Origin of the sequence: Sorangium sp. So ce176, from assembly GCF_051519835.1 — a bacterium.
Lineage (GTDB): Bacteria > Myxococcota_A > Polyangia > Polyangiales > Polyangiaceae > Sorangium > Sorangium cellulosum_G.
In genome coordinates this window covers 8693094-8714829 of the sequence record NZ_CP150371.1, presented here as the reverse complement: position 1 = coordinate 8714829, position 21736 = coordinate 8693094, and the positions used below count along the sequence as shown (strand labels likewise).

Below are 21736 nucleotides of genomic sequence, written 5' to 3'. Positions count from 1 at the left end.
GCGCTAGAAGCCCGGATCGCGGAACTTGGCGCGCCCGGTGTCGGCCGGAGATCTCACCGGCGGCGGGGCCGCTGTCGCGCTCGCGGCGGGCGCGGAGGACGGCGGCGGCGCAGGCGCGGACGACGGCGCCAGCGCCGGCGCCAGCGCGTCGGCGCGCGTCGGCTCCGGCGCGCGCGGCTCGGCGGTGGCGACCTGCGGTAGCTCGACCGGGAGCGCCGGCGCCGCGGGCTCGACAGCCCCCGGGGGGGCGGGGCCCTCGCCGAGGCCGACCCACAGGAGCGTCGCCGCCCCGAGCAGCGCGCCCGAGGCCACGAGGGCCGCCGCGGTGGCGATCGTCCTGGCGCGGCGCTGCGGGTCGAGGCGCGAGAGCGGCCGCCCCCGCGCCCTGCCGTCCGCGGCGCGGACCGCGTCCTTGAGCACCGCCGTCCGCCGCGCGGCGCGCGAGGCGAGCGCGTCGCGGATGTACCCCGTCACCTCCTCGCGTCGGCCGCCGAGCGTGGCCTCCACCGCCTCGAGCGCGTCGGCGAGCTCGGCCATCGTCGCGAACCGCTCGGCCGGGTCCTTGGCGAGCGCGCGCATCACCGCGGCCTCGAGCGCGGGCGGGTAGTCGGGGACGACCGAGCTCGGCGGATCGACCGGCTCGGGCCGCGCGATGCGCGCCATCGTCGCGAGGTCGTGGCTGGCCGCGAACGGGTGCGTGCCCGTCGTGAGCTGATAGAGCACGATCCCGAGCGCGAAGATGTCCGACCGCCGGTCGAGCTGCTCGCTGTAGACCTGCTCGGGCGCCATGAAGAGGATCTTTCCCTTCATGTGCCCGGTGTTTGTCGTCGGGTTGTCCGCGTGCGCCACGGCCTTGGCCACGCCGAAATCGGCGATCTTCACCGAGCCGTCCCGCGTGATCAGGATGTTGTGCGGCGAGACGTCGCGGTGCACGAGCCCGACGAGCGTCCCGTCGTCGTCCCGGAGCTCGTGCGCGGCGTGCAGCCCTCGCGCCGACTCGATCGCGATCCGCACGGCGACCGGCAGGGGGAGCGGCCGGCCCTGCTTGCGGGTGCTGCCGCCGAGCAGCTCCACGAGCGCGTCGCCGTCGATCCACTCCATCACGAAGTAGAGCACCCCGCTCTGCTCACCCTGATCCAGGATCGCGCACACATTCGGGTGCTTGATCCGGGCCGCGATGCGAGACTCGGTGAGGAACATGCGCTTGCAGCGCGGATCGCTGGAGAGCGCCGGCAGCATCGTCTTCACTGCCACGATCGTGTTGCCCGCCGCGCCGCCGCGCTCCCGGGCTGCCCACACCGTGCCCATTCCGCCCTGCGCGATGGCGATCAGCAGCTCATAGCGGCCGAGGTGCTGACCTGGCACAAGATCGACGGGCGCTATCACAGCTCGTACCTGCGACTCCTGTGTCGTCGTGAATCCGACCATGCTGAAGCTCTCAGCGGCGATGCAAGAGCGTTCCAGGATCGGGCGCCAATCTCAAACAATTTTCCAGTTGTCGAGAATCGGGGAGCGTGAGTACGGTTAGATTGCCTCTATCGCTTCGCTGAGGAAGGAGGCGCAGGTGGAGCATCGGATCACCATCGGCGGAGTGGTATTCTTCGCCGTGGTCGGCGTAGGTCCGGCTGCGTTCGCCGATCCTTACCCGCCGATCGAGGGGCGCGCGCCGCCGGCCGCCGTCGCGGGCGACACGGCGGCTCCCGCCGCGTCGCCGGCTACCGTCGCGGGCGACACGGCGGCTCCCGCCGCGTCGCCGGCTACCGTCGCGGGCGACACGGCGGCTCCTGCCGCGCCGCGGCAGCCGAGCGCCGCGGAGCTCGCGTCCGCGCGGCGCCTGTTCGCGCTCGGCCTCGCCGCCGAGGATCAAGGCCGGTGGGCGGAGGCGCTGGAGACTTACGAGCGCATCCGCAAGATCGTCGTGTCGCCGTCGCTCTGGTACCACCTCGGCGCTTGCCACGAGGCGCTCGGCCACGTTGTCGAGGCGCTCAACGCGTTTGAGCTGGCCCAGTCGGGCGCGGCGGCGCGGCGCGAGATCGCGCTTGCCAGGGAGTCGCGATCACGCATCGAGAAGCTCCGCGCGAGGACGTCGCAGATCGTCCTGCGCCTGCCCGAGGACGCGACCGGCGTGCGCGTCGAGATCGACGGCGAGCCGATCCACCCGGCGCTCGTCGGCGCGGCGATCCTCGTGACCCCCGGGGAGCGGCGGGTCGTCGTGCGGGCCGAGAACTACGCAGAGCGGTTCGAGGCCGCGGTGCAGGCCGAGACGGGCGCTGTCGTCGAGCTGAGGGCCGATCTCGGCCCGCTGCGGCCGCTCGTGGCCCTGCGGCCGCTCGCGCCCGTTCGCCCGGCGCCTCCCCCGGCGCCCGCGCCGGGCCCGCGCATCTCGCCGGTGGCCGTCGTGGGGACGGCGGCCGCGCTCGCGGCCGGCGCCCTCGTCACGGGCGTCATGGCGTACGACGTGCGGCACAGCTTCCTGCGGCTGAACCGGAGCCCCACCCCGGGCTCGCTGGACGAGCGGCAGGCGCTGCGCGACAGCGGCCAGGCGCTCGCCATCACGAGCACGGCGCTCAGCGGGGCCGCCCTCATCGCGGGCGGCTTCGCCGCGTACCTCTTCTGGCCCTCCTCCTCGTCGCGCGCGGTGCCCCCGGACGCCGCCGGGCCGCAGGCGCGGCCCGCGACAGCGCCGCGCGCCCCCGGCCCGACGGCGCTCTCGCCGTGGGTCGGCGCGGACGGCGCGGGCGTCGCCGTGCAGGGGGCGCTGTGAGCGACGCGCGTCGCCTCGGCACGGGCGTCGTCGCGACGCTCGCCCTGGCCTTCACCGGCGCGGGCGCGTGCGCCTTCATCGCGCCGTTCCCGGAGGTCGCGCCGGACCCGCCGGGCGCGGGGGGCAGCGGCAGCGGCGGCGGCGGCGGCGATGTCGTGGGCATCGAGCCAGGCGCGGGCGGGGGCGGCGAGGTCGCGGAGAGCTGCGTCCCTCGCGCCGAGACGGCCTGCTACACGGGGCCGCAGGGCACCGAGGGCGTCGGCCTCTGCGCGGCCGGCGTCGCCGCCTGCAACGACGACGGGACGGCGGTCGGCGCGTGCGTCGGCCAGGTCCTGCCGGCGTTCGAGAGCTGCACCACGCCCGCGGACGAGAACTGCGACGGGCGGGCGTGCACGGGCGATCCCGTGCAGGGCGTCGCGCTGGGCGGCACCGGCGATCAGCACGGCCGGGCGATCGCCGTCAGCAAGGACGCCGTCGTGGTGGTCGGGTCCGCGTCCGGCAGCACCGACCTCGGCGGGGGCCCGTCGGACGAGCTGGGCACGCTCGCCGAGGCGGACGCGTTCCTCGCCTCGTTCCCCCGCGACGGGCTCTCGCGCGACGGGCTCTCGCGCGGCGGTCGCTTCCGGTTCAGCCGCCGGTTCGCGGACAGCGTCGCCCGGGGGGTCGCGCTCTCGCCGGAGGGCGACGTGGTGCTCGCGGGCAGCGCGTCGGGCGACGTCGATTTCGGCGGCGGCGTGCGCAAGGGCCGCGGCCACCGCGCCGACGTTGTCGTCGCGCGGTTCGACGCCGCGGGCGCGCACCAGTTCAGCCGGCGCTTCGGCGACGCCGCCACCCAGCAAGCGACGGCCGTCGCCGTGGACAGCGCGGGGAACGCGTTCGTCACCGGCGAGTTCTGGGGCACGCTCGACTTCGGCGAGCCCAGGAAGGGCGAGCGCTTCACCCTGAAGAGCCAGGGCGAGCGCGACGTGTTCCTCGTCAAGCTCGACGCCGCGGGCAACGTCCACTGGGCCAGGCAGTTCGGCGACGAGGCGGACCAGGCCGGCACCGGCGTCGCCGTCGACGGCGCGGGCAACATCGTCCTCGTCGGCTGGTTCAGCGGGAGGATCGGCTTCGGGGGCGAGAAGGACCTCCTCACCGTGGCCAAGTCCGACCTGTTCGTCGCGAAGCTCGACCCGTCGGGCGACCACGTCTGGAGCAAGTCCGCCAACGCGACCAACACAGCCGAGGCGCTCGGCGTGGCCGTGGACGGCGCGGGCAACGTCCTCGTGACCGGCTCGTTCCGCTCGTCGGTCACCCTCGGCGAGTCGCCGCGCACGACCGCGGGCGACAAGGACGTCCTCCTCATCCGGCTCGACGAGAACGGCGTCCCGCTGTGGAGCGAGGATTACGGCGACGACGCGGACCAGGAGGGCGCCGCGATCGCTGTCGACCTGGCCGGCAACATCCTGCTGACCGGCTCGTTCTGGGGGAGCCTCGAGATCGGCGACGAGGTGCACTCGGCCCGGGGCGCCGCCGACGTGTTCGTGGCCAAGCTCGGCCCCGACGGCAGCCCGCTCTGGTCGCGCCGGTTCGGCGACTCGGGCACGCAGGCAGCCACCTCCGTCGCGGCCGATCTCCTCGGCAACAGCTGGGTGACCGGCCACTTCGACGGCGTGCTCGACCTCGGGCCCGGCGGCGCGGTCACGAGCCGCGGCGCCGGCGACGCGTTCATCGTCCAGATCGGGCCGTGAGCGCCGCCCGCGGGCGGCTCACTCGCCGGCGAGCGGGTAGATCGGGCGGATGTCGATCGGGATCCCCTCGAGGCCCCCGAGCGCCTGCTGCATCGGCGCCGAGACAGCGCCGTACCTCGCGAGGAGCTCGCCGGCGGCCTGCTTGTCGCCGCGGTGCTGGACCATGCAGAGGTCGCGGACGAGGCGCGTGATGGCGGCCTCGAGCTCCGCGGCGTCGACAGTGAAGCGGCTGGTCGCCGGGTCGAAGCGGGCGGCGCGCTCCTCCAGGAAGCGGTTGATCTGGAGCGCGGCGCCCTTGCCGTGCGCCTCGGCCACGCCGAAGCGGGTGCTCCGGAAGAGCCCCGCGAAATAAGAAACGAGGAGCTTGTCCCTGAAGTCGGCGGGGAAGTGGCCCCTCCGGATCATGAAGAGGACGTTGTAGGCGCCCATCACGTCGGCCTTGGCCTCCTCGAGGGCGGAGTAGGTCGAGCCGAGCGCGATGCGCACCTCGACCCGCTCCCCGCCGACGGTCGTGAACGCCGGGCCGAGGCTGTGCGAGAGCTCGTGGAAGAGCGTCTCGTTGAAGAACGCGTCGGCGGACAGGTGCTCGAGCTGCGCCGGGTCGAGGATGCGCTCGGCGATCGGGCGCATGATCCGCTCGAACTTGGTCTCGATCACGTTGCGAAGAAGGACCTTCTTGGCCCCCTTCTCGGCGCGGACGCGCTCGTCGTTCGGCAGGTTGAACGCGATCGTCTGGACCGATTTGCGGGCGTCGCCGGCGCTGAAGACAAGGTCCACGACCTGGATGGGGCTCTCGCCGCCGCGCTCGGTCTTCACGTCGTCGGGGATGGGCAGGTTGCGCTCCATCTCCGGGAGGAGCTCCTTGTACCGGGAGAGCTTTTGGGAGGCCTCGGGATCGCTCACCGTGACGAACGACTCGAACGAGGCCTTCAGGCCGAGGAGCTCGTCCTCGTAGGTCTCGTACGGCCCGATGGTCACCTCGACCTGGCTGTCGAGGTCCATCCAGTCCTTGTCCGATGTAAAATAATCGTCCGAGCGGAATGCCTCGGCCCTGGACTTCAGGAAGCGCCGCAGGCTCTCGTTCGCCGTGAGCGCCGCCGCCTCCTCGAGGAGCGCGCCGGCGGGGCCGAGCCACGCCGCGTAGGCCTGGCTGTACGGCACGGCGACGAGCTTGCCCGCGTCGCGGCGGACGAGCGTGAACAGGCTCTCGATGGCGGCCTTGTCGCCGGGGTGCTGCGCTGTCCACGCGTGGAGCTCGTCGGCCGAGAGATCTTCCGGGTAGAAGCCGGCGCCGGGCGGGCGGGGAATGTCGATGGCGAAGGGGCGGTGGTGATCCTGCCTGTCCCACGGGCCGCGCATGATGTCGAAATAGGCGAGCCGGTCGCGCCCTTCGGGGGTGCCGTCCGCGAGGAGCCGCTCGCGGAGCTCCGGGTTCGCGGCGTAGGCCTGCCGGTCGAAGACGGGATCGAGCCGCCGCGACGCCTCGATGAGCTTGCCGAGCGCCGCCCGCTCCGGCTCGGGCAGCTTGTTGACATCCGCGGTGAGCCTGGCCGGCGCGAACTGCTTGACCTTGTCGGAGAGCATCGGGACCTCCTCTGACGTGATGCGATGTCCGGCGAGCGCCGGGCGGTTCAGGGTCAGCTCGTCTGGACCGGGTGCGCGTCGCGGTACGCGCGGATCGCCTGGGCCTCGTCGATGGCGTGCTGGAAGCCGGTGGCGGCGCGGAAGGCGGCGCTGTCCACGACGACGGGGTACTTGATGTGGGTCACCGCCGCGCGCGGGAGCTTCGGCAGGCCGAAGCGGCCGAGCGCGTTGCGGAGCACGAACTCGGGGAGGGGGACCGGCACGCGCCCGGCCGCCCGGATGATGAGCGACAGGGGCACGGGCTGCGGGCCCGAGACGTTGTAGACGCCGCGGATGCGCTTCTCGAGGGCGAGGCAGATGGCGGTCACGACGTCCTGCTCGTGCATGAACTGGAACAGCGGGTCGAACCCGAGGACGTACGGGACATGCGGGCCGCGGAGGAAGCTCGCCAGCGTGCCGTGGCCCGTCGGGCCGAGCGTGTAGCACATGCGGAGCACGGTCGTGCAGAGCTCGGGGGCGCGCCAGAGCGCCGTGCAGGCGTAGAGATCGGCCGCGACGAGGTCGGCGAGCTCGGGGAAGGTGGACACCGCCATCGGCGGGTCCTCCTCGGTGTGGTAGAGCGGCGACTCGGGGCCAGCGCCGTAATAGGTGTGTCGTCCGACGAAGATCACGTGCTCGACCCCGCAGGCGCGGCTGTTGTCGAAGACGACGCGCGTGCCGCCGAGGTTGATGCGATACCGCTCCTCGGTCTGCTCCACGAGGTGCGTCACGGTCGCCATGTGGATGACGGCCTGGGGGCGGCTCTTGCGGAACACGTCCTCGGCGGCGCGCTTCTGGAGATCGACGTTGTGCATCTCGACGCCGGCGGGGGCGTTCGGCCACGGCCGCCGGTCGATCCCGATCACCTCGTGCCCCTCCTCGAGGAGGCGCGTCGCGACCATGCGGCCGAGCTGGCCGGTGATTCCGGGGATGAGGATCCTCATGAGCGCTCCTTCGACGAACCCGGCGACGATCCGCGCGATGAATCCGGCGATCGACCGCGCGCTCGGGCCGTGGCGCCGCGCTGGTCGAGCGCGAGGTTCCCGCGGCGCCGCTGCCGCCCGACCTCGATGAGCTCGGCGATCTTCGCCTTCACCTGATCCACGTGGCCCATGATCACCTCGTCTTCCTCCGCCCCTGTCCCGGGGAACGTCATCGGCTCGCCATAGGTGATCTCGAGCTGGACCGGGAGCGGGGCCGGGACGAGGTACGGGGTGATCGGGATATACGGCACCCCGAACAGCCGGCCGATCGTGTACGAGTTGGCGATGGTGGGCACCGCCTCGCCCCCGCCGACGAAGCCGAACGGGATGATGGGCGTCCTCGTCTTCATCGCGAGCCGGACGAACCCCGACCCGAAATGCACGAGCGAGTTGCGCTCGCTGTAGAGCTTGGCGGTGCCGCGCGCCCCCTCGGGGAACACCATGAGCAGCCGCTCGTCCTCGAGCAGGCGGCTCGCGTGCTCGGGGAGGCCGGTGAAATGCCCTGTCCGGCTCGACCAGAGCGAGGTGAACGGGAGGCGATTGATGAATTTCTCCGCCATCCCCTCGGCCAGCCGCGGCGGATCCATCTCGAAGAACATCGACGCGACGACCATCGCCCCGTCGATGGCGACGCCGCCCGAGTGGTTGCCGACGAGCATCGCGCGCCCGCGCGCAGGCACGTTCTCCGTGCCCAACACGTCCACCGAGAAGTAATGGTGATAGAAGAAGTCCAGCAACGAGAAGAAGAGACCAAGGTGCTTCCGGGAGATGCCGTAAGGATCGACCCCGAAGCTGTTGAAAGGGATCTCCAGCCGCTGGACGCGCTGGGCAATCGAGTCGTTGACGAGCAGTCTCAAAGGTCACCCTCCGGAGGCTTCCGCGCCCGGAGGGTACGCGCGATCGGGCGGGGAGCACAACCTCCGCAGGGCCGCCGCCGAGGAGGCGGACGGCCTGCGCTGCGCCGGGCGCAGGGCTCGATCGAACGCGCAACGGATGCGCGCGCTCACGGCGCTCTTCGACGCTTCACGATGCGCCATGGCGCTTCACGATGATCCCCGGCGCTTCACGATGATCCACGGCGCTTCACGATGCGCCACGGCGCTTCACGGAGGAGCTCCCGCCGTTCTCGTCGAGGATCACATCGTGAAACATAACGCGCCGCGGCGGAAATCCGCGGCGGGCTCTGCTCGCTGTGTTCTCCGTCGAGGAGCGCGGCGCAGCCATTGAGCAGCCCCGCCGCCCGCGGTATGGGTCGCCCATGTCGACCCTACCTCGCGCCTCAGAGCTTCCCCGTCAGGCGCCCTCCGACCATGCGCCGGAAGGACGCCCCTGCAATGCCCATCGGGAGGTCGCCTCGTGACCGATCTCGTGATCCGCCGGGCCACGCCCCTGGATGCCGCGATCCTCGCGGCGAACAACAGGGCGATGGCGCTCGAGACGGAAGGCAAGGTCCTGGACGCGGCCATCACGCTCCGCGGCGCCGCCGCGCTGATCGCAGACGAGGCGAAAGGGTTCTATCTGATCGCCGAGCGCGCCTCCGAGGTGGTCGGGCAATTGATGGTGACCTACGAATGGAGTGACTGGAGAAACGCTACTTTCTGGTGGATCCAGTCCGTTTACGTGTCACCCGCCGCGCGGCGCAGCGGCGTCTTCCGGGCGCTGTACCGGCGAGTTCAGGAGATGGCGGCGGACGCGGGGGACGTATGCGGCATCCGGCTCTACGTGGAGACAGCGAACGCGCGCGCACAGTCGACCTATGCCGCGCTCGGGATGCAGCGGTCGCATTACGAGCTCTACGAGCTCGACTTGGCTTTCGGTTCCTCCTGAGGTGTCCGGATCTCCTGGCTCGCATCGGGGGGAGCGACCGCGGGCATCGAGGGCCAGGAGCCCTTGACCAGGGCGCGCATCGCGGCCGTCTTCAGCGCGACCTCGCGGGGATCGAGGAAGACGGCGAGGGCCTGGCGGATGTGGGGGAGCGAGCGGATGAGGTCGGCAGGCGTCATCGCCTCGGGCGGCGACACACCGCTCCGCTCGCAGGCCTCCTGGATGATCCTCCTGGCGAAGGCTGGCGCCAGGCCACAGCAGTCGACCACCTGCTCGAACAGCGAGCGCATGAGCTGATCCCCCGGGGTAACGTCTGACGCGCGGCGCGTCTTTCACTTGGGCGATCTCATTCCGCCCCACAACAAGAATAGCGTGCCTCCCATGTCACGCTCGTGAGATGACGACTGACCTTCTGCTGTCCTTTCCGAGGATGTAGGTGGCGAGGCGACGCGTTCAATGCGCGACGACGCGGCACGGCGTCGCGCGATCGGAACAGATTCACAACAGGCGCGGAGGGAGGCCGCGGTCGCCGGAGCGTTGGACGGGCTTCCATCGCCGGAGTGTTGGACGTGGCGCCGAAAAGGATCATGGCCGGCCGGCAGCGGGGATTGCGCGGCGCGTGGTCGGCGCGCGGGCCCGGCGACGCGGTGTCTGTCCGCGGCTGACGTCCGGGGCGATCGGGTCGCCGGGCGCCTCCGGGCCGGCGCGATGAGCCACGGGATAAGGCGCCTCGGAGGTGTCTCCCCGCCGGCGCGATGACGTCGCGCGTCGCGCGCGTCACAACCCGCGTGTCACAACCCGGTTGGCTTGTAGGGCGTGCGGGAGGTCGTGCGCGGGGCGGTGCGCTTCGGCTCCGGGGTCTTCGTCGCGCCGCGCGCGGCCGAGGAGCGGACGGCTGGCTTCGCCGTCGGGGCCATCGACCCGCTCGCCGTGCGCATGTCGGACCGGCCAGCCTTGGACTTGGCGACGGGCGGGGTCGCTCTCTGGGCCGGCCGCGGGGCCGCGCTCGCCGCGCGCTGCGCGGTGGGCGCGGGGCCCTGGACGGCGCGCGCGGGGCCCTGGACGGCTTTGACGGGGATCGGCGCGCGCGGGGCGGGGCCGGGGGCCGGGGCAGCGCCGCCGAGGGCGGGACCCTGGGCCGCGTTGGCGAGGGCCGCGCCCTGGGCCGCGCTGGCGACGGCCGGGCCCTGGGCAGGCCCGCTGGGCTGCGCCGGCGCGGCCGCCTCGCCGGTCGCGCTGTCCGCCTCGGCCGCGGGGAGCGCCGACAGGATCGAGGGAGCAGCGACGCTCTCCGTTTCCAGCGCGGCGGGCGCGCGCTCGCCGGCGACGAAGAAGACCACCACCCCGACCGCGAGCGCGACAGCGCAGAGGCTCGCGATCACGCCGCGGCGCACGATGTGCTGCCGGCGGGCCACGGCCTCGGAGACGACGGCGCCCAGCGCCGACGCGCTGGCGTCCGCGCCCGAGATGTCCGGCGCCGCCCCGGGGGCTTGCTCGCTCCAGGGCGCGCGCTGGCTCAGGGGCAGCGGCTCGCTCCGGGCGGCGCGCTGGCTCAGGGGCAGCGGCTCGCTCCGGGGAGAGCGCTGGCTCAGCGGCGACCGCACAGACCTCGGACCGGAGCCCGACGCCGGGCCGCCCCGCGCGCTGATCGGCCCGCCGAGACCCTCCGGCGATCCCCGCAGGCCGACCTCCTTGATGAGCGCTTCCACGGCGCGGGGGGACGACACAGCGAGGCCCGGCGTCTGCGCGGCCGCCTCCTCGAGCGCCTCCGAGAACGCGGCGGCGGTCGGGAACCGGGCGTTCGGATCGGTGTTCAGCGCGCGCAGGCAGATCTGGTCGATCGCGGACGGGACCGACGGCATGACCCCGCGCGGGCCCGTGGGCGGGCCCTGGAGGATCTGCGCGATCAGCGCGCCGTCGTTGTCGGCCTTGAACAGCCGCTCCTCCGTGAGCATCTCCCAGAGCACCACGCCGGCCGAGTACACGTCGCTGCGGCGGTCGATCTGCTGCGCCCGGATCTGCTCGGGTGCCATGTACGCGAGCTTGCCCTTCAGCGCGTTGCCCCGCGTCGACATGAGCCTCGTCTCGGCGCGCGCCACGCCGAAGTCGGTGATGCGCGAGACGCCGTCGATGCCGACGAGCACGTTCTGCGGCGAGACGTCGCGGTGCACGAGGTGGAGCGGCTCGCCCTCCGACCCGGTGAGCTCGTGCGCCGCGTGGAGGCCCGCGAGCACGTCGAGGAAGATGCGGAGCGCGATCCCGAGCGGGAGGGGCCGCTTCGCCCGCGCGCACGTGCGGAGCAGCAGGTGCAGCGACGGGCCCTCGATGTACTCCATGACGAGGAACAGCGGGTCCTCGACGAGATCGAACGTCGCGACGACGTTGGGGTGGCGCACCCGCGCCGCGAGGCGCGCCTCGTCGAGGAACATCGCGACGAACTCGGGCTCGGCCGCGATGTGCGGGTGCATCATCTTCAGGGCGACGAGGCGCTCGAACCCACCGGCGCCGATGGCCCGCCCGAGATACACGGTGGCCATGCCGCCCGACGCGATGGCGCGCAAGCTCTCATAGCGGCCAGCGTGCAAGGTCACATGCGGAGGCTACACCATGCCTCGTGCGTTCTCCATGAGTCCCGCGCCGTTCCCGCGAGCGCGCACGTCCAGCACAATCATGACGAAGGCCGGGTGCCTTCATGTCGATGTGAGGCGTCCTACGACCGATCGCCGACTCGCCGACATCGGGCGCCAGCGTGGGCGCGGTGTCGGCGCGTCGGCGATCGGCGCCGGCGGGGGAGGCGCGCGGAGGCTGCGGGATCAGCTCACGATCGGCAGCCGCCTGGCCGGCGGCCGCGCGCGCGGTGCGCCCTGCTCGCGCTCGCGCACCGCAACGTCGTGCTCGACGATCGTCAGGGGATTGTCGTAGGCCGGTAGCGGAAGATCCTTATTCTTCGCATACACCGGGTGCCTGCCGTGCTTCTTGTACCACTCGGCCACCGTGGCGTTGGCCTTCATCTTCTCGAGGATGTTTCGCCACCCAGCGCCGGTGTTGTACGCACAGAAGCTGATCTCACCGAGCTGCGTTCCGTACGGAATGATGCACATCTCGGTACGACGGAAGTCGTAATTGAACAGGTCCTGAAACCACATGCCCGCGACGAACAGGACCCGCCACTCGTACTCGCGGGCGTCGCTCTCACCGGCGTGCGCGGCGCCGGTCTGGCTCATGAACTGCTTCACCAGGGTGCCGAGGTGGAAGTTGGGCGGCGCCTTCTCGGGCCGGTAATGGCGCAGCAGCGCGGCGACGACCTGGGCCTTCGTGAGGGCGCGGCCGCGCCCGGCGTCGAAGATCGCGCGCAGGTCGGAGAGCAGCCCTTCGACATCGATGAAGTCGAGCAGCGGGACCATCTGCTTCGTCTTCTTGTGGACGAACAGCACCGTCCCGATGCCGCAGTTCGGGTGGCAGCCGCAGTTGATCTGGCCCCAGTCCTTGTCGGGGCCGTCGAGGAGATCGGTCACGTCGCCGAAGGGGCCGAGCGACGAGAGGGGGAACCAGTCGCGCAGCGGATCGGTCACGCCGGTCTGCCGGGCGATGTCGTGCGCGAGGTGGCTCAGCGTGTAGCGCTGCTGCTCGCGCAGCTCGTCGGAGATGTCCTCGTCGCGGCCGGTGAAGCTGACCGGCTGGAAGCTGACGACCGTGATCTTGTCGGCGTTCTGGACCGCGAAGTCGATGATCGGCCCGACCTGATCGTTGTTCACGCCGTTGACGATCGTCACGACCAGGATGACGTCGATGCCGGCGGCCGAGAGCTCCTCGATCGCCCGCAGCTTCACGTCGTAGAGGTTGCCGATCTTGCGGTGGCTGTTCGCTGTGTTCGTGACGCCGTCGAACTGCAGGTACGCCATCCGGAGGCCCGCCTCCTTCGCCTTCCTGGCGAAGCCCGGCTCCTCGGCGAAGCGCAGCCCGTTCGTCGCGCACTGCACCGCGAGGTACCCCTTCTTGCGCGCGTACCGGATGGCGTCGAGGAAATGCGGGCTCAGCGTCGGCTCGCCGCCGGAGAACTGGATCGACATCTGCCGGCGCGGGCGCACGTCCGCCGCGTCGTCGAGGATCCGCGCGATCTCGTCCCAGGAGAGCTCGTGCACGTAGCCGACCTGATTGGCATCCATGAAGCACGGGTCGCACATCATGTTGCAGCGGTTCGTCAGGTCGACCGTGAGCACCGCGCCGCGCCCGTACCGGATGGTGCTCGAGCCGTGGTTGTGGATCTTGTCCGGCGTCATCTCGACGTCGCGGCCGGCGAAGAGCCGCTCGATCCGGGCGAGGAACTCCGGGTCGATCGAGATCGTGTCCGAGAAGAAGCCGTGCTTCGGGCACGTCTTCTCCATGACCACCCGCCCGTCGCGCGCGACGATGCGGGCGCGGATCTCCCCGGGCTTGTCGGTGATGAGCCGGGTCCAGTCCGCCCTGCCGCTCAGGATCTCGTCGCGCGCCTCCTTGACGCAGCGCGGGCACAGGCTGTCGGTCTCGCGGGGCCAGCCGAGCGGGGGCTTCGAGCGCTGGCCGCCCCTCGGGATCGGTTTGTCGCTCCACCTCGGGTGAAACGGCGCGGGCTCGCCACCGAGCCGGCTGAGCTGCTGCAAGACCGGCCACACCTTGTTGGCGGATACCGTGATGGCCTTTTCCAGTGTCCGTACCAGGTCGATCAAGCGTCACCTCTTCTGCAGCCGCTTTTCGCGGCTGCACCGTAGGTCGACCTAGCGCGTGCTTCCATCAAATTCCAGGCTTGTCACGCCGCGCCGGCGCGCCTCGGGGGAGCGTGACAGCGGGCCGCCGATCGCGGGATAGTGCGGCGGAGCGAATGCGATTCTCCCCTGGAACCCCCCGCGCGCTGGGCCTCGCGGCGGCGCTCGCGGCCACCGCGATCGCGGGCGCGGCGGCGCCGCAGCCCGTCGCGCGGACCGCGCGGGCGCCGCGCGCGGGGGACGGCGGCGCATCCTCTGCTGTCGAGCCCGGCGCCACGCCGCTGCGCGGCAGCCTCGGCGTGCCTGTCGCCGAGCGGCTGCTCGCGTCGAGCGACCCGGAGGCGCGGCTCCGCGGCATCGAGCGGCTCGGCGCGATCGGCACCGAGGAGGCGGTGAGCGCGCTGCTCGCGGCGCTCGAGCAGGGGGCCCCGGGGGCGCGCGATCCCAGGGCGCGCCTCGCGGCGGTGCGGGCCCTCGCGCCGCACGCAGCGCGCGACAGCGTGCGCCAGCTCCTCTCGCGCGAGCTGTCCGAGGGCGGCGCCCCCGCGCGCAGCGCCGCCTCGCCGCTCGGCGAGCTGCTGCGCGGCACGGCCGCCCTGGCGCTCGCGCGCTCCGGCGACCGGCGCGCGCTCGGCGCGCTCGTGAACGCGATCGTGCAGGGCGGGGCCGCGGGCGAGGCCGCGGCGCGCGCGCTCAGGGCGTACCCGCCCGCGTCGCTCCAGCTCCTGCTCGGGAGCCGCAAGCGGCTCGAGCCCGCGCTCGTCGCCTTCCTCGGCGAGCTCGGCGACCTGCGGGCGATCGGGGCGCTGCGGCCGATGCTCGAGGGCGGCGACCGGGCAGCGCAGGTGGCCGCGGCGCGCGCCCTCGCGCGGCTCGGCGACGAGGCCGCGCTGGCCAGGGCGCGCGCGTGGCTGCGCAGCCCGGAGCCGGGGCTGCTCGAGGCGACGGCCGAGATCCTCGTCCACCTCGGGGCGCCGGAGGCGCCGGACGCCGTGGCCGCGCTGCTCGGGTCCGAGCGCGCGCGGCTCGAGGGGCTCAGGCTGGCCGAGCTCGCGCCGTCGGAGCGGCTCGCGCCGGCGCTCGCGCGCGCGCTCCCGCTGCTCCCGGAGGACGCGCGGCCGCGCGTCGTCGCGGCGATCGGCCGCGCGGGCAGCGCGGAGGCGGCGCGGCAGCTCCGCGGGCTGCTCGAGCGCCCGGAGCTCGCGACGGCGGCGGCGTTCGCGCTCGCGACGACGCCCGGGGCCGAGGCGCGGGCCGCCGTCGCGGAGATGATCGAGGGCGCGCGCGCCGCGAAGGACGCGGACCTCCGCCGGCTCGGCCTGCGCGCCGGCGTGGTCCGCGGCCTCGTCCTGGGCGACGCGCCCGAGGCGCTCGAGGGGCGGCTGCTCGCCGCGCTCGCCGCGCCGAGGGGGTCGAGCGATCGCGCCGTCGGGGTGTTCGGCGCCGTGGCGCTCGGCCTCCGCGACGCGGGCGAGGTGGTCGGCGCGTGCTCGCCGGCCGCCTGCGATCGCGCGGCGGTCCACGCGGCGGCGCGCGGCGCGCTCGCGCGCGGCGAGCGCGCCCTCGCCGCGCTCGCGCCGCTCTTCGCGGGGCTCGCCGCGCCCGGCGGCGGGGGCGCCGCGGCGGGCAGCGACGACGCCGCGCCCGACGCGGCGGCGATCTCGGCGGGCGTCGCGCTGCTCGCGGCGCCGCGGGGCGGGGCGGTCGCGACCTCGCGGCTCGCCGCCCTCGCGGAGGCGGGCGGCCCCCTGGCGCCGCTCGCCGCGCGCGCGCTCGCGGCGCGCGACGACGAGGTGGTCCGCGGCCGGCTCAAGCGGCTGCTCGAGGGGAGCGATCCCGTCGTCCGCGCGCACGTCGCGCTCGGCCTCGGGAGCGACCCCATGCCCGACAGCGTCTCGCTCCTCGCGCGCGCCTACCGCTTCGAGGACGACCCCGCGGTGCGCCGCGCGATCGTGCGCGGTCTGTCGCGGCGCGCCGAGGTGCAGCGCACGCGCGCGCTCCTCACCGCGCGGGACCTCGACCCGGACGAGGGGGTGCGCGCGCTCGCGCGGGCGGCGCTCTCCGGCGCCCCGCGCTCTCCGACGTCCGGCGCGCTCGACGCGCCGCGCCCCGCGCTCGCAACGGGGGTGGTCTGGGTCGCGATCGTCCCGAACGACCGGAGCGCGGCCGCGAGCGCGTCCTCGCGTCCGGCGCGGCTCGTCCGGCCGGATGGGGTGGCCGTTCCGGTCGTGGCCGATCCGGACGGCGTGCTCCTCGTGCCGGGGGTGCCGCCCGGGGTGAGCTCCGTCCTGCTTGCGCCGGCAGCACCCCCGGGGGACTCTGGCTCATGACGACGATGAGCAACGCGACGGACGAGAGCGGCTCGGGCCGCGACGCGGACGCGGAACCTTGCGCAAAGTCGAGCGCAGAGCCCCGCGCCACCTCGACGGCGTCCGCGAGCGAGGCCGATCGCGCGCCGGTGAGCGGCGACAAGGCCGCGGGCGCCGGCGCGATGTCCTTTGAAGAATCGACGCGCCGCCTCGCGAAGATCGTGGCGGAGCTCGAGGGCGGGGACCTGCCGCTCGAGCGCGCGCTCTCGCTGTTCGAGGAGGGCATCCGCCTGTCGCGGTCGGCGCAGGAGCGCCTCGACCGCGCGGAGAAGCGCGTGGAGGAGCTGCTCGGGATGGACGCCGACGGGCGCCCCGTGACGCGCGAGTTCGAGGGCTGAGCGGAGCATAGGGAGAGATGAGGACCGCGGCGGCGCTGATCATCGGCAACGAGCTGCTCACCGGGAAGATCGCTGACGAGAACCTGTTCGTGCTCGCGGGCACCCTGCGCGCGCTCGGCGTGAAGCTGGAGCGGGCCGTGATGGTGCTCGACGACATCGAGGTGATCGCCGCGGAGGTGCGGGCGCTCGCCGCGTCGCACGACTGGCTCTTCACGAGCGGCGGCGTGGGCCCGACCCACGACGATCTCACGATCGCGGGCGTGGCGCGCGCGTTCGGCGTGCCGGTGCTCAGCGCGCCCAACATGGAGAGCATGCTGCGCGAGTACTACGGCGACCGGATCACCGAGGGGCACCTGCTCATGGCCCGCATCCCGGAGGGCGCGCGGCTCGTGACCGGCGGCAGCGCGGCGTGGCCGGCGGTGGTGATGCGGAACGTGTGGATGCTGCCCGGCGTGCCGCAGATCTTCCGGGCGAAGCAGGCGCTCATCCAGGCGGAGCTCTCCGGCGGCGCGCCGTTCATCTCGTTCGCGGTGTTCACGACCCTCGACGAGGGGCAGCTCAAGCCCATGCTCGACCGCGTCGTCGAGGCCTACAGCGACGTCGACATCGGCTCCTACCCCCGGTGGTCGGGCGCCGACTACCGCACGAAGCTCACGTTCGACGGCCTCGTCGAGGCGAAGGTGCGCGCCGCGCGCGACGCCTTCGCCCAGAGCCTGCCCGCGGAGACGATCGTCCGCGTCGAGTGACGCGCGCGCGCTCCCACGTTCACGCCGCGCGCGCCCCTGGCGGCCGCCACCCTCCGCCGCCGGACCGCCACCCCCTGCGGCGCGAAACCCGCTGGCGCGGCGGGCGCGCCGGCCGGCCCGCCGCGTGCTTGGCGTCCGCGCATGAGCCTGTGGAAGAGCGCCGCGCTGCCGTCCAGTCACCTCCTCGACCCGTACGCCGACGACCCCTCCGCGCTGCCCGGCTTCGCCGGCCCGCGGGAGCGGGCGCTCGAGGAGGGGATCTGGTCGCTCGGCGACGCCGATCTGCTCGCGATCGTGCTCGGCACCGGGCTCGTCGGCACCCCCGTGACGCTCGTCTCCGCCGCGCTCCTCGCCCGGTTTTCCGGGCTGGAAGGGCTCTCGCGCCTCGGCCCGCACGCGCTCGCCCAGCACCCCGGCCTCGGCCTCGCGAAGGCCCTCCGCATCGCCGCGTCGCTCGAGCTCGGGCGGCGCGCCTTCGAGCGCGCGGTGCGCCCGCGGCCCCCGGTGCGCACCTCGGCCTCGATCGCGGCGTGGTGCGCGGCGCACCTCGGCCCGCTCGAGCACGAGCAGATGTGGGTGATCTCGCTCGACGGCCGCAACGGGATGCGCGGCGCGCGCAGGGTCTCGCAGGGCGGGCTGCACGGCTGCTCGGTCACGGCGAAGGACATCCTGCGCGCCGCGCTCGCGGACGCGGCCTCGGCGCTCGTGCTGGTGCACAACCACCCGAGCGGCGACTCGGCGCCGTCGCCCGAGGACGTGCTCATGACCAACTCGGTCGCCGCGGCCGGCGCGGTGATCGGGGTGCCGCTCCTCGACCACGTCATCCTCGCGCCGGACGGCCACTACTCCTCCCTGCACGATCTCGGGATGATCGAGGCCGGCGACGCGCCGCCCGACAGCGTCGAGCGGCCGCCCCCGTGATCCCGACGGCCTAGCCCCGCCGGCTGACAAGGAGGCCGTGCCGCTCCCCGCCGGCCTTGCTCGCGGCGCCCGGAACGCTCGCGAGCCGCACCGTCGCGCCGCCCCAGTCGACGGAGGGCGCCCCCTGGAGCAGCGACGCGTAGAGCGCGCTCGCCTGCGTCATGGGGCAGCCGAGCGCCTCGCGCAGGAACGTGAGCGACGCGCCCGTCGCGTAGTTCACCGGCGCCTGCCGGCCGTCCTCGCCGATCACGGTCACCTTGAAGACGTCGTCCTCGGACCGCGCCGCGCGATCCGGATCGGTCAGCGCGAGGTGCAGCGCCTCGATCGCGCCGCTGCCTGGGTCGATCGTCGCGTGGAGCTCGAGGAGCGGCGCCGTGTAGCGGACGATGTGCCGCCCCGCCCCCTCGCCGGTCGCCGCCGGCGTCTGCTCGCGGCGCCTGAGCTGCGCCTCCACGGCGAGCGCCGACAGCGCGAGCTCCCGCTCCGTCTTGCCGAGCAGCCGGCGCGCGCGCATCTCGGCGAGCGCGCGCCGCAGCACCTCGCGGTTGTGCGCCGCCTTCTCGTGGCTCCGCTCGCGCCCGAGCAGCGCCTCGAGCTCGCCCAGCGCCTGCTCGTGCTCCCCGATCGACGCGAGCGCGTCGGCCAGCGTGAGCCGCGCGTCGGAGAACGCCGGCGCGCGCCGCACCGCCTCGCGGTAGGCCGCGATCGCCGCCGCGATGTCCCGCCGCGCCTCGTGCGCGAGCCCGAGCGCGAACGCCGCCCGCCCGTCCTCCGGCGCCGCCTCGCACGCCCGCGCGAGCCAGCGCGCTGCCTCGTCATGGAGGCGCTGGTCGTAGAGCGCGATCCCGAGCTCGCGCAGCACCCGCGGGTCGGGCGGCTCGATCGCGGCGCCCTGCCGGAGCTGCTCGGCCGCGTCGTCGAGCCGACCGAGGCGGACCAGCGCGCGGCCGTAGGCGAGGCGCGCCTCCACCTCGCCGCCGTCGAGCTCGACCGCGCGCGCGAGCGCCCGGGCCGCCTCGGCCCAGCGGCCCTCCGCCGCGTGCGCCGCCCCGAGCGCGAGCCAGGCCCCCGCGTCGTCCTGCTCTGCGGCGAGGTGCGCCTCGAGGCCGGCGATCCCGCCGGCCATGTCCCCTCGGCTCAGCAGATCGAGCGCGCGCGCGCGCAGCGCTTCGGGCGGCGTCATGGCGGCAGGGTACGCCGGCGGGAGGAGGCAGGTCGAGCGCCGGCGGGCGGCGCGCCGCCCCGAGAGGGAGACCTCGTCCGCGGACCTCGTCCGTGACGACGTCGTTAGTAGCCCGGCGGCAGCTCGCCCGTCAGGCACGAGACGGTGTTCGGCGCGGTGCGCGACGACCACAGGGCGCCGGCCGGCGCTCCGTCGGAGAAGCGCACGCCCTCGCGCGGATCCCACGCCGGCGCCTCGCCCGGCCGGAGGGAGTGTGTCCCGCTCTGGTAGAACGCGATGATGTACGTGTGCCCCGCGACCCGGCAGCCGAGCCGGCCCGCGAGCGCCCGCGCGAACGCCTGGCCGGAGTGGCCGAAGGCGCTGCAGCAGCGGAGCCACACGAGCGCGTCCGGGCCCGCGAGCTCGGCCTTCAGGGCGTTGATCGCCCCGTCGAGCGGCGAGCCCGGCCGGAGCGCCGCCTCGTCGAGCCGGGTCTTCCCGATCCGCATGTATCCCCAGCCGCCGTGCCCCCAGGCCTGCAGCGAGCTGATCTTCCGGCCGCGCTCGCGCGCCGTGCGCGCCGCCCACCCGAGCGCCTCGGCCCAGCTCGACGCCGCCTGCCACGCGTCGGCCGCGCCCGTCATGCGGTGCAGGAGCGCGCCGGCGCGCCAGACCGGCGTGAGCCCGATCGACGCGCCCACCGCCTCGCCCAGCACCGAGAGATCCGCGGCGTCGGCGGTCGCGGGCTCCGCGCGCGCCGCGACCTCGCGCCGGCGGGGCGCGCGCGGAGCCCGCGGCCGCCGAGCGCCCCACCCGACGTCGGTGTTATCGAAGAGGACAAGCCGCATGGAGCCTCCCATTCTGCGCATTCCGAATGTACCGCCGCTCGCAGCCGCTGCCACGCGGTCGATTCCCCACCCGCACCCCGAGCACCTCCCGATCGCGCAGGCACGTCCCGGGCGCGGCGAGGCGTGAGGCGGACGGGCGGAGGTCGTCCAGTTCGCGGTGGGCGCAATCGCTAGTGATTTCCTCCCGCGCCCTCGGTTAGCCTGCCCGAACCGATGGGCCTGTCCGAAAACATCAGGTTTTATGCGGCCACCGACGTCGGCCGCATGCGGGACCACAACGAGGACAACTACCTCGTCGACAAGAAGCTCGCGCTCTTTGTGGTTGCCGACGGAATGGGCGGACACGCCGCGGGCGAGGTCGCGAGCGCCCTCGCGGTCCGCATCATCCACGAGGAGCTCAAGAAAGAGCGGGATCTCATCGAGAACCAGGCGCGCAGCAACGTGCGGCGCGCCGCGATGAAGGAGGTCCTCAGCCTGCTCGAGCACGCCGTGCAGCGCGCCTGCGCCCGCATCCACGAGGAGGCGAAGGCCGACGCGACGAAGCGCGGCATGGGCACGACGCTCTCCGCGCTCCTCATCGCCGGCTCCCACGGCTACATCGCTCACGTCGGCGACAGCCGCATCTACCTCCTCCGCGAGGGCCGCATCCAGCAGGTCACGGAGGATCACACCGTCTACAACGAGCTGATCAAGCGCGGGAAGCTCACGCGCGATCAGATCGAGAAGGTCGCGCAGAAGAACGCGATCACCCGCGCCGTCGGCGTGTACGAGCGCGTCGAGGTCGACACGCTCACGATCGAGGTGCTCCCGGGCGACCAGTTCCTCCTCGCCTCCGACGGGCTCCACGGCTACATCGCGCACACCGCCGAGCTCGAGCCGTTCTTCGAGGAGGAGAACGGCGAGGCCGCCGCGAACGGCCTCATCGATCTCGCGAATCGGAAGGGCGGCAAGGACAACATCACCGCCGTCCTCGTGCGGCTCGGCGCGGGCGATCACCGCGACAGCGTCCGCGCGCGGCTGCTCGCCCTCAAGCGCGACGTGCTCGCGAAGATGCCGCTCTTCGCGCGCCTCCAGGAGCGCGAGATGCTCCGGGTCATGCAGGTCGCCGAGGTGCTCTCGTTCGAGCCCGGCCAGATCGTGGTCCGCGAGGGCGACCGCGGCGACGAGCTGTTCATCGTGCTCTCGGGCCTCGTCCGGATCGTCCGCGGCGACGCCGTGCTGAGCGAGGTCGGCCCGGGCGAGCACTTCGGCGAGATGGCGCTCATCCGCAGCATGCCGCGCTCGGCCACCGTCTCGGCCGTCGAGCAGAGCGAGCTCATCGCCGTCCGGCGCGCCGACTTCTTCGAGATCCTCCGCAAGGAGCACGAGCTGGCCGTGAAGCTGCTCTGGCAGTTCCTCGGCGTGCTCGCCGACCGGCTCGATCAGACGTCGCGCGACCTGACCACCGCCCGCGAGGAGCTCGCCGCGGAGGACATCACGAACGAGATCTTCCCGGACGGCGAGGAGGGGAAGAGCCCGTTCGCCCCCGAGGAGCGCGCCGAGGCCCGCTGAGGCCCCGCCCCGCGCCCGTCGAGCGATTCGCAGATTGACACCCTCCGGCCCCCGCCGGTAGCGTCCGTCCGACGGATCACCATGAGCATGCACGGCAGAAGGTACGGCGAAGGCCATCTTGCTCGCGTCGCCATC

The 21736-nt window shown here is 73.6% G+C and carries 17 protein-coding genes; 8 read left to right on the top strand and 9 right to left on the bottom strand.

Annotation, left to right across the window (positions count from 1 at the left end; genetic code table 11):
• Positions 1 to 3: 3 nt before the first annotated feature.
• Positions 4 to 1386 (bottom strand): serine/threonine-protein kinase, encoded by a 1383-nt coding sequence (locus WMF42_RS32880; protein ID WP_437686816.1) that lies wholly within the window; start codon positions 1384 to 1386, stop codon positions 4 to 6.
• 178 nt (positions 1387 to 1564) lie between these two features.
• On the opposite strand from WMF42_RS32880, the gene WMF42_RS32875 reads away from it, so the two are divergent.
• Positions 1565 to 2764 (top strand): hypothetical protein, encoded by a 1200-nt coding sequence (locus WMF42_RS32875; RefSeq protein WP_437686814.1) that lies wholly within the window; start codon positions 1565 to 1567, stop codon positions 2762 to 2764.
• Positions 2761 to 4494: a hypothetical protein gene (locus WMF42_RS32870; RefSeq protein WP_437686812.1), complete on the top strand. Its 1734-nt coding sequence runs from the start codon at positions 2761 to 2763 to the stop codon at positions 4492 to 4494. The genes WMF42_RS32875 and WMF42_RS32870 overlap by 4 nt, the downstream gene beginning before the upstream one ends.
• Before the next feature lie 18 nt (positions 4495 to 4512).
• Here the strand turns inward: WMF42_RS32870 and WMF42_RS32865 are convergent, their stop codons facing one another.
• Genes WMF42_RS32865 through WMF42_RS32855 form a run of 3 tightly spaced genes read right to left on the bottom strand, consistent with a single transcriptional unit; the run spans position 4513 to position 7957 of the window.
• Positions 4513 to 6078: a dipeptidyl-peptidase 3 family protein gene (locus tag WMF42_RS32865; protein ID WP_437686810.1), complete on the bottom strand. Its 1566-nt coding sequence runs from the start codon at positions 6076 to 6078 to the stop codon at positions 4513 to 4515.
• Between the two features lie 53 nt (positions 6079 to 6131).
• Complete coding sequence (locus tag WMF42_RS32860) at positions 6132 to 7061, bottom strand: SDR family oxidoreductase (protein ID WP_061609787.1); 930 nt, start codon at positions 7059 to 7061, stop codon at positions 6132 to 6134.
• Positions 7058 to 7957, bottom strand: coding sequence for a lysophospholipid acyltransferase family protein (locus WMF42_RS32855; protein WP_437686807.1), 900 nt, complete (start codon positions 7955 to 7957; stop codon positions 7058 to 7060). The genes WMF42_RS32860 and WMF42_RS32855 overlap by 4 nt, the downstream gene beginning before the upstream one ends.
• Positions 7958 to 8456: 499 nt before the next feature.
• Between WMF42_RS32855 and WMF42_RS32850 the strand changes: the two genes are divergently transcribed.
• Positions 8457 to 8927 carry a GNAT family N-acetyltransferase gene (locus WMF42_RS32850; RefSeq protein WP_061609786.1) on the top strand — a complete coding sequence of 157 codons (471 nt, stop codon included), beginning with the start codon at positions 8457 to 8459 and terminating at the stop codon, positions 8925 to 8927.
• Here the strand turns inward: WMF42_RS32850 and WMF42_RS32845 are convergent.
• The 3 genes from WMF42_RS32845 to WMF42_RS32835 all read right to left on the bottom strand — a co-directional run bounded on the left by WMF42_RS32845 (position 8894) and on the right by WMF42_RS32835 (position 13630).
• Positions 8894 to 9214: a hypothetical protein gene (locus WMF42_RS32845; protein ID WP_061609785.1), complete on the bottom strand. Its 321-nt coding sequence runs from the start codon at positions 9212 to 9214 to the stop codon at positions 8894 to 8896. The two genes, WMF42_RS32850 and WMF42_RS32845, sit on opposite strands and share 34 nt — an antisense overlap.
• A 501-nt stretch (positions 9215 to 9715) precedes the next feature.
• On the bottom strand, positions 9716 to 11515 hold the full coding sequence (locus WMF42_RS32840) for a protein kinase domain-containing protein (protein ID WP_437686805.1): 1800 nt from the start codon (positions 11513 to 11515) through the stop codon (positions 9716 to 9718).
• Between the two features lie 222 nt (positions 11516 to 11737).
• Positions 11738 to 13630 (bottom strand): radical SAM protein, encoded by a 1893-nt coding sequence (locus WMF42_RS32835; protein ID WP_437686803.1) that lies wholly within the window; start codon positions 13628 to 13630, stop codon positions 11738 to 11740.
• Between the two features lie 152 nt (positions 13631 to 13782).
• Between WMF42_RS32835 and WMF42_RS32830 the strand changes: the two genes are divergently transcribed.
• The 4 genes from WMF42_RS32830 to WMF42_RS32815 all read left to right on the top strand — a co-directional run bounded on the left by WMF42_RS32830 (position 13783) and on the right by WMF42_RS32815 (position 18040).
• Entirely contained in the window at positions 13783 to 15996 is a 2214-nt protein-coding gene (locus WMF42_RS32830) for a HEAT repeat domain-containing protein (RefSeq protein WP_437686801.1), read from the top strand.
• Between the two features lie 5 nt (positions 15997 to 16001).
• Positions 16002 to 16373: an exodeoxyribonuclease VII small subunit gene (gene xseB / locus WMF42_RS32825; RefSeq protein WP_437686799.1), complete on the top strand. Its 372-nt coding sequence runs from the start codon at positions 16002 to 16004 to the stop codon at positions 16371 to 16373.
• A 17-nt stretch (positions 16374 to 16390) separates the two neighbouring features.
• Positions 16391 to 17119 (top strand): competence/damage-inducible protein A, encoded by a 729-nt coding sequence (locus WMF42_RS32820; RefSeq protein WP_061612938.1) that lies wholly within the window; start codon positions 16391 to 16393, stop codon positions 17117 to 17119.
• 141 nt (positions 17120 to 17260) lie between these two features.
• Entirely contained in the window at positions 17261 to 18040 is a 780-nt protein-coding gene (locus WMF42_RS32815) for a JAB domain-containing protein (RefSeq protein ID WP_437686796.1), read from the top strand.
• A 10-nt stretch (positions 18041 to 18050) separates the two neighbouring features.
• Here the strand turns inward: WMF42_RS32815 and WMF42_RS32810 are convergent, their stop codons facing one another.
• Both WMF42_RS32810 and WMF42_RS32805 read right to left on the bottom strand, forming a co-directional pair.
• Positions 18051 to 19223, bottom strand: coding sequence for a tetratricopeptide repeat protein (locus WMF42_RS32810; RefSeq protein WP_437686794.1), 1173 nt, complete (start codon positions 19221 to 19223; stop codon positions 18051 to 18053).
• Between the two features lie 104 nt (positions 19224 to 19327).
• On the bottom strand, positions 19328 to 20050 hold the full coding sequence (locus WMF42_RS32805) for a hypothetical protein (RefSeq protein WP_437686793.1): 723 nt from the start codon (positions 20048 to 20050) through the stop codon (positions 19328 to 19330).
• A 213-nt stretch (positions 20051 to 20263) separates the two neighbouring features.
• On the opposite strand from WMF42_RS32805, the gene WMF42_RS32800 reads away from it, so the two are divergent.
• Positions 20264 to 21601: a Stp1/IreP family PP2C-type Ser/Thr phosphatase gene (locus tag WMF42_RS32800; protein ID WP_061605405.1), complete on the top strand. Its 1338-nt coding sequence runs from the start codon at positions 20264 to 20266 to the stop codon at positions 21599 to 21601.
• Positions 21602 to 21736 lie beyond the last annotated feature (135 nt).